This is a genomic window from Myxococcus vastator (genome assembly GCF_010894475.1).
GTDB classification, from domain to species: Bacteria; Myxococcota; Myxococcia; order Myxococcales; family Myxococcaceae; genus Myxococcus; species Myxococcus vastator.
This window is the reverse complement of sequence record NZ_JAAIYB010000415.1, coordinates 1-7,508: the sequence shown is the minus strand read 5'-3', so window position 1 is coordinate 7,508 and position 7,508 is coordinate 1. Positions and strand designations below refer to the sequence as shown.

Here is a 7,508-nt window from a genome sequence, read left to right as displayed (position 1 = left end):
GTATAAGAGACAGGCACGGCCCGTGGCGGCGCCATTCGCGCGGAAGACTCGGTAACCACCCAGGGAGCGGGGCTGGACAAGGGCAACCTCCAGGGTTGACCTTATCGTTTCCCCCGGGGATGTCACGTTTTCACTTACCCGCGAGGTAAGTCCACTGCTCAGGAAGACCCAACGCCCTCCGTTGGGTCCACCGCCTCGGCGGCGTCCGCCCAGGCCCCGCTCAGCCGCGCCTCGGAGGCCAGCGCTTCGTCCCAGGAGGGGCCGTCCGGCAGCAGGCGCGCGGAGTGCGTCAGGACGAGCCGCTCCAGCGCGAGCTCCTCACACAGCCGCCGCAGCCCCACCGCGTCCAATCCCAGGCGGGCGAGGTGGGCCTCACGGCGCGAGGCGGGCACGCGCTGGGCCTGCCACCAGCGGGCCTCCTCCTCGGCCACCTCGGCGGGGGAGGCGCCCAGTCCCAGGGTGCGCGCCCAGCCCGCGAGCAGCGCCCGCCGCAGTCCCGCCTCGGCCAGCGCCGCCGCGTCCGGGGACTCACGCAGGACGTCCAGCACCTGCCCCGAGGACACGGCGCCCGCCTGCGTCGCCGTCACGTCATCCACCAGCCGCCGGCGCCGGACCAGGGACGACGGCGCACGCGGGGCGCCGTGCGGCGCGGGCGCACCCGAGGCCACCCACTCCGCCGCCGTCCGGAGGCACGCGAGCGCGTCCCGCCGCTTCAGGTCCTCCACGCCGCGCGGAGACCACGCGTCCCACGCGGCCCGGGTGGACGCCGACCAGCGAGGCGCCACGGCCTCCAGCACGCGCGCCCAGGTCCGCTCCTGGTAGAAGACGGACTGGCCCGCGTCGACGAGCGCCCGGGCCGCCTCGCGCGTCAGCACCCGCGCCTGGGCCGCGCACTCCGCCGCGTGCCGGACGTTGACCAGGGGCACCGTGAGCGGACGCCAGCCGTGCTCACCGTCCGCGTGCAGCAGCGCCACCTCCGAGTCATCCACCACCACGCCATCGCGGTACCACTCGAAGATGCGCCCCACGCCCACCACGCCGTGCGGGGCCAGCTCCGCCGCGCGCAGGGCCCCCATGCTGCCGCCCCCGAAGACGGCCACGCCCGCCTCCAGCGCCGCCAGCAGCTCGTGGTGCCACACCGAGGGATGGGCCTCGAAGACGCCATCCACCAGGGCGATGGCCCGGGGCCGCAGCCGCAGCGCGCGCCACACGTCCCCCTGCCTCGCGGGCGGCAGCACCGTGCAGGGCGCCAGCCGCTTCGCCTCGGCCTCCGGGAGAGAGGGGCCCAGGAACACCACGAGCTGGTCCACACGCCGCTTCATAGGAGCTCCGAGATGCGCATGCCCGGCACCACGACCTTCTGAACGTGAAGGCCCTCCACCGGGGACGACAACGCCACCGCCGCCGCCCGCTTGAAGCCCGCGCGCCGGAGCAGCGCCAGCACCTGGCGCACCTGCCCCGCCGCGGCGCCCTTCGCCTTCGCCCCCAGGTCCGGCATGTCCGCGGCGCGCCGCCGGGGACGGACCTGGGCACAGGCCTCCGCGAAGCCCCGCGCCGCCTCCCGGTCCGCGGCGGCCACGTCCTCGCGGGCGCCGTGGATGTCCGTCAGCCGCGACTGCGCCGCCTCCAGCAGGGCCTTCAGCAAGGCCGCCTCGCGCGTCAACGCGCACGCATACCCCGCGGTGAGGGGCACCGGGCCCTCTTCCAGGTCCACCAGCACCGCCGCGCCCACCGGCAGCCCCACCGCGCCCCGCGTGCGCGCGGCGGGCGTGGCGTCGAAGAGGTACACGCCAAAGCCCCGCTCGCGCAGCGCTCCAGCCAGGGCCTCCACGGCGGGCGCGCGCTCGCGCAGCTCGGGCGTTCGCAGCAGCCGGCGCTGGATGACCTCCTCCGTCCACCCCTCGGGCATCATCCGCGCGAGCTGGTCCCGCTCCGTCGCCTCCAGCAGCGCGTGCAGCAGGGCCCGCCGCGCGTCCGGGTGCGCGCCGGAGCCGTTGCTCGTCCACGCCACCGCCACCGGCCCCACCCCGGGGCTCCCGGCGGGAGGCACGTGCACGCCCTGCGCGGGCACCCACACCGGCTCACCGGAGGACAGGTTCCACGCCTCGAGCCAGGCACAGCGCACGTGCGGGCTCCACAAGCGCGGCGCCACCAGCGCCCCCGCCGAGCCCAGTTCGTCCGCGCCCCACAGCTCGCCCAGGTGGCCCTCCAGCTCCGCGCGCGAGCCCCACACGAAGGCGTCCGGCACCACCGTCTCCGCCGCCCACAGCTCCGCCGTCTCCAGCAGCGCGCCCCAGGCCGCGTCGTCGTAGGAGAGGCCCTTGCCGTTGCACACCTGGAGGACATGGCCCCCCGGCCGCACCGCGCACGCCACCTCCACGCCGGTCCGGTCCAACCCGGTGACCCGCGCCACCCGCGTCACGCCCATCGCCTGGGCCAATCGTTGTTGAAAACGCCGCGAAGACAGCTCGTCCCTGGGAGCCTGCACGGGCGCGGACCTTAGCCCGAACGCAGCTCCGACGGGCGCTCACTCCCACGCGCAGTGGTACTCGCAGTGCGGTGCGCCCCGAGCCCGGCACATGGGGTGGGTGACGTGCACGGCTCGGCCGCCACACAGCTCGATGGCGCGCTCGTGCCAGCCGATGATGGTCAGACAGTCCGGCTCGGTGACGTTCTCCGCGCCGAAGGTCCGCAGCACCGCCGCACAGGGGCCTGTCTGCTCATACGTGCGCGAGCCCACCGCGTAATAGAAGCGGTAGATTTTCGGCGCCTGGCTCAGCAGGAAGTGCGGTTCGCCCGCCTTGACGAAGACGTGCTGCGGGCCATGCAGCGCCTCGTGGGCGGAAGCGCGCCCCATCTCCAGGAAGGCCCGGTCCTTGTCCTCGGGCGACATCACCCCGGCGATGGCCGCGTCCAACCGCAGGTTCAGCTCCAGGGGGTACCAGCCGACGGGAAGCAACATCTTCCGCAGCAGCGCCTGGTCCTCCGCGGGCAGCCGCCGCAACACCGCGTCCACCCCGACCTGCCCACCGTGCTGGCGCAGCATGTTGAGCCGCGAAATGAGCACGCCGCCCTTGATGCGTGAGCCAGTTCCTTGGGTCAACATGCCCCCGTCCCAGGTAACAACCGCCCACCCATTGTCCCCGCGTGGACTGCCCGCCATCAACCCGGGAAGGCATGTTTCCTGGATTGATACCTTGAAATACAAGGACAACCGGAAATCATTGTCGGAAATCGGCCGAAATTAACCTTTATCTCCGTCCGGGGTTGGAGCCACGTGAGCATCAGGGAGACAGGCGGCCGGGTGGTGTCCCTCCCCGCGCGCATGGCCCGGGCGGGGCTGGAGCGCGCGCCGGACGAGGCGCTCTGCCGCGCCTTCCTGGAGGGTGAGCCGGCGGCCTTCGAGGTGCTGGTGACGCGGCACCGCTCGCTCGTCTTCTCGCTGGTGCGCCGCTACGTGACGCGCCCGGAGGACGCGGCGGACCTGGTGCAAAGCGCCTTCCTGCGGGCGCTGGAGGCCTCGCGCCGCGTCTTCGCGCGCTTCACGCCTTCGGGGCCGGCGCCCTTCCGGGCCTGGCTGGTGCGCATCGCGCTCAACCTGGCGAAGAACCACGTCCGTCAGGGCCAGCGGTGGCGCCCGGTGCTGGTGGCCTCCGGGCCGGACGACGGGGTGGAGGATTCGTCGGAGTCCGCGCAGGAGCGGCTGGAGCGGGCCGAGCGCGAGCGGCAGGTGCGCGCCGAGGTGCTCGCCCTGCCCCGCCGCCAGCGCGAGGTGCTGACGCTGCGCGTGGACGGCGGGCTGCCGTTCAAGGACATCGCCGAGACGCTCGGCATCACGGAGAACAATGCGAAGGTGCAGTTCCACCATGCGATGAAGCGCCTCAGGGCGCGGGTGGGCGCGCCCGAGGAGAAGCACTGATGACTGCGTGCCCTGACCAGGAGCAGCGGCTGGACCTGCACGCCGCGGGGGCGTTGGAGGACGACGAGGCGCTCGGGCTCATTCAGCACCTGGAGGGCTGCGAGGGGTGCCGGCAGGCGCTCGCGTCCTCCCTGGAGCTGCTCTCGCTGGTGGCGCTGCCCGCGCTGTCGCCGCAGGAGAAGACGGAGCTCCAGGAGCTGCCCCGGCGCACGCTGTCGGAGTGGCGGCGCGGCGCCCGGCGCCAGGGCCTGGGCTTGAAGACGCTGGGCGCGCTGGTGGCCACCGCCGCGGCGGTGACGGTGGTGCTGCTGGTGCCCGGCGCGTGGCGGCTGCCAGGCCTGGGACCCAAGACGCCCGTGGCGGCGACGGCGGCGCCCGCCACCGACGCCGAGGAGCTGGACGCGGAGACGATGGCCGCCATCGAGGCCTGGGCGGGGCTGGAGCCGCTGGACGCGGTGCTGCTCGAGGACTCCGAGGGCTGGGACGAAGCGCTCGACTTCGATGTGGGAGAGACGCTGTGACGACGAGGGTGCGAACGCGGATGGCGGTGATGATGCTGGCCCTGCTGCCCTGGGTGGCGGTGGCCGCGCCCACCGGGCGAGAGGCCCGCTTCGAGGAGCGGCTGGAGCGCGCGGAGCAGCGGCATCGGCTGCGGCAGGTGTTGGCGCTGTCGGAGGCCCTGGGGCTGGACAACGCGCAGGCGCTGAAGCTGGAGGAGACGCTGCAGCGCTTCGACGAGCGCCGGCGCCCGCTGCGCAAGCAGGTGCGTGAAGCGGCGCGCATCCTCCACCGGGCGGCGCGAGGCGACAGTGAGGCCCTGGCGCAGGTGGACGCGGCGGCGCTGGGGGCCTTCGAGGCACGCGAGCGCATCGCGGCGCTCGACAAGGAGCTGTACCTGACGCTGGCGAAGACGCTGCCCCAGGAGAAGCGCGCCCGGCTCGCGCTCACCCTGGCGCGCGGCGAGGGCCGCCAGAAGATGAAGCGAGCGCCCGGGAGGGATTAGCACCGAAGCCGGGGAGGACCGGGCATCCCGCCCGGCGGGCCCCGCCATGCCGTGGCTACCGTCAGGGAGGCAGCGGCGCGCACCGCGCCGCCACCGAGGAGGCTTCCTTGCGGCTGCTCACCCGAATCGCCCCGCCGTTGCTGGCCCTGGCTTTCGCCGCGTGCTCCAGCATCGACGTGAACACCCACTATGACCCTTCCGCAGTGCAGAAGCTGGAGGGGTTCCGCACCTATGCCTGGCTCCCGCAGCCCACGGGCAAGGACGACCGCGTCTACAACCCCATCGTCGGCGCGCGCGTCGAGCAGACGGTGGACCGCTACCTGCTGGCGCGCGGCTACCAGAAGATGGCGTCCACCGCCAACCCGGACTTCCTCATCGGCTGGCACGGCGCCATCCACAACGCGCTGAAGGCGGAGACGGTGGACGCCTACTACGGCTACCCCTGGGGCGGCCCCTTCACGGACCCCTTCTTCGCGGGCGGCGCCGTCACCATGCCGCAGACGGAGCTGCGAGAGTACGAGGAGGGCTCGCTCATCCTCGACATCGTCGACCCGCGGTCCAGGCAGCTCGTCTGGCGCGGCACGGCCCAGGCGGAGCTGGACGAGAACGCCAGCGCGGAGCAGCAGCAGCAGCGGCTGGATGCGTCCGTGAAGGACGTGCTGGAGCGCTTCCCGCCCAAGGCGAAGTGAAGGCCCCGCACGCGCACCGGCCTCGCGGTGACGCGCTCCGCGAGGCCAGGCGTCAAGGCGCGGGCTGCTCGGCGGCCGTCCCCTCCTCCACGGCGCGGGACGCGCGCTGGGACTCGGGGACGATGAGCGGCCGCTCCAAGCGCTCCCGCTCCCAGCCGCCCAGGTCCGCGCAGGCCGCATAGGTGCTCTGGAGGAAGTCGAGCAGGTACGCCTTCGGGTCCTCCGCGCGCCGCACGTCGTCGTACGCCAGCAGGTACTCCTTGATGTGAGCGTCGTACCGGGCCTTGGCCGGGCGCACACTGGCGCGCGCGAAGCCCTCCGGCTCCGGGGCCGCATAGCTGTAGAAGGCCGCGCCGCCCGTGGCCTGCATGCCGGGCCAGAAGCCCGCGCTGCTGACCTCCTCGCAGTACGCCTCCTGGGTGATGGGGTCCGCCCCGGGACGGTCCGGCGCGGGACGGCCGGAGAAGCGCGTCACCGCCAGGTCGAAGCTCCCCCAGAAGAAGTGAACCGGGCTGCACTTGCCGGTGAAGCGCGCGCGGAACTCCTCGAAGACGAGCGTGGCCTGCAGCAGCGCTCGCCACCAGCGCTCCACGGCTTTACCGTCATAGCTGGCGTGGTGCCCGTCCTCACCGAAGGGCGTAGTGTCGTCGGGAATCTCGACAGGCTGCTCCCAGATGCGCACCTCGATGCCCATGGAGCGCAGCGTGGCCATGAAGTCCCGGTAGAACTCCGCGACAGGCCGGGGCTCCAGCGCCATCACCCGGGACGTCCCACGGCTGGCGTGCACGTGCAGCTCGTGCGAGCGGAAGTCGAAGTCCACCTCGAAGGCGCCATCTCCGAAGGGGATGAGCCCCGTCGTCATGCCCCGCGCCGTCACGCGGAACGCGACGTTCCACCAGTGGTTCTGCGGCGGCGTCAGCGCCAGCTTCACCTTGCCGACGACCTGCGTGTACCGGTGCAGCGTGGCGTAGGTGTCCTGCCACGCCTCCAGCGGCAGCGGCGGCCACGCCGTGTCCCGGGTGTCCATGGGGCCTCCCTTCAAGCCGAGTCGGCATTCAGGGTGAGCCCCCACCGGCGCCCATGCCAGGGCGCCAGCCAGGGCCGCATGCCACCAGGGCGGGGACCAGAGGGCCAGCCCCCACGCGCCCTCTCAGGGACTACGGCTGCGCGAGCGCGCTGTCGATGGCCGCCTTCAGCTCGGCGCTGTCCGGCGTCACCGCGCTGGGGAATCCGGCCTTCACCTGACCGTCCTTGCCCACCACGTACTTGTGGAAGTTCCACTTGGGCGCGGGGTGGTGCTGAGACAGGAACGCGTAGACGGGCGACTGGCCGTCCCCCTTCGTCTTCACCTTCTCGAACATGGGAAAGGTGACCTTGAAGCGCAGCTCGCAGAACTTCTTGATGTCCTCCGACGAGCCCGGCTCCTGGCCGCCGAAGTCATTGGACGGGAAGCCCACCACCACCAGGCCCTTGTCCTTGTATTCCTGGTGGAGCTTCTCCAGGCCGGCGTACTGCGGCGTGTAGCCACACTCCGACGCGGTGTTCACCACCAGGACGACCTTGCCCTGGTAGCCGGACAGCTTCTCCGGCTTGCCATCGAGCCGGTTTGCGGAGAGGTCATGGAAGGACATGGGCTTCTTCTCACTCGTGGGTTCGGACTTCGCGGGGACGGGCTTCGGCGCCGCGGCCAGCGCCGGGGAGAGGACCAGCGCCGAGGCCAGGGTCAACAAGGGGAGGGTTTTCATGCCGCTCCCCAGGATGCCCCAGTCGCCCCCTCGTTTCACGCACGTCGCGCCGCGGCACGCGAGCGGGTGTCCTCGCCTGAAAAGAGCGACTTGAGCACCCGGCCGGTGGGCGTCTTCTGCTTCGCCACCTCGCGAGGCGTGCCCTCCGCGAC

At 72.6% G+C, this 7,508-nt stretch carries 9 protein-coding genes; 4 read left to right on the top strand and 5 right to left on the bottom strand.

Going from position 1 to position 7,508, the window contains the following annotated elements; translation table 11 throughout:
- Positions 1 to 158 precede the first annotated feature (158 nt).
- From G4D87_RS30000 to G4D87_RS29990, 3 genes are read right to left on the bottom strand one after another with little or no spacing between them, the layout of a single operon-like run.
- A complete protein-coding gene (locus G4D87_RS30000; RefSeq protein ID WP_163786126.1) occupies positions 159 to 1,322 on the bottom strand; it encodes a TfuA-like protein in 1,164 nt (387 codons plus the stop codon).
- The gene (locus G4D87_RS29995) at positions 1,319 to 2,488 is read right to left on the bottom strand and encodes a YcaO-like family protein (protein ID WP_163786125.1); all 1,170 of its coding nucleotides are present in this window, start codon (positions 2,486 to 2,488) and stop codon (positions 1,319 to 1,321) included. The genes G4D87_RS30000 and G4D87_RS29995 overlap by 4 nt, the downstream gene beginning before the upstream one ends.
- Before the next feature lie 39 nt (positions 2,489 to 2,527).
- Positions 2,528 to 3,106 (bottom strand): TIGR02265 family protein, encoded by a 579-nt coding sequence (locus G4D87_RS29990; RefSeq protein WP_240358721.1) that lies wholly within the window; start codon positions 3,104 to 3,106, stop codon positions 2,528 to 2,530.
- 171 nt (positions 3,107 to 3,277) lie between these two features.
- Between G4D87_RS29990 and G4D87_RS29985 the strand changes: the two genes are divergently transcribed.
- The 4 genes from G4D87_RS29985 (at position 3,278) to G4D87_RS29970 (ending at position 5,611) form a co-directional block, all read left to right on the top strand.
- Positions 3,278 to 3,919, top strand: a complete 642-nt coding sequence (locus G4D87_RS29985; protein WP_163786123.1) for an RNA polymerase sigma factor — start codon at positions 3,278 to 3,280, stop codon at positions 3,917 to 3,919.
- A complete protein-coding gene (locus G4D87_RS29980; RefSeq protein WP_163786122.1) occupies positions 3,919 to 4,440 on the top strand; it encodes a zf-HC2 domain-containing protein in 522 nt (173 codons plus the stop codon). The genes G4D87_RS29985 and G4D87_RS29980 overlap by 1 nt, the downstream gene beginning before the upstream one ends.
- Positions 4,437 to 4,922: a hypothetical protein gene (locus G4D87_RS29975; protein WP_163786121.1), complete on the top strand. Its 486-nt coding sequence runs from the start codon at positions 4,437 to 4,439 to the stop codon at positions 4,920 to 4,922. Before G4D87_RS29980 ends, G4D87_RS29975 begins: the two co-directional genes overlap by 4 nt.
- Before the next feature lie 107 nt (positions 4,923 to 5,029).
- Positions 5,030 to 5,611 (top strand): DUF4136 domain-containing protein, encoded by a 582-nt coding sequence (locus G4D87_RS29970; RefSeq protein WP_163786120.1) that lies wholly within the window; start codon positions 5,030 to 5,032, stop codon positions 5,609 to 5,611.
- 52 nt (positions 5,612 to 5,663) lie between these two features.
- Here the strand turns inward: G4D87_RS29970 and G4D87_RS29965 are convergent, their stop codons facing one another.
- The gene (locus G4D87_RS29965) at positions 5,664 to 6,638 is read right to left on the bottom strand and encodes a DUF5996 family protein (protein WP_205507769.1); all 975 of its coding nucleotides are present in this window, start codon (positions 6,636 to 6,638) and stop codon (positions 5,664 to 5,666) included.
- A gap of 130 nt (positions 6,639 to 6,768) precedes the next feature.
- A complete protein-coding gene (locus G4D87_RS29960) occupies positions 6,769 to 7,356 on the bottom strand; it encodes a glutathione peroxidase (protein ID WP_163786118.1) in 588 nt (195 codons plus the stop codon).
- Positions 7,357 to 7,508 lie beyond the last annotated feature (152 nt).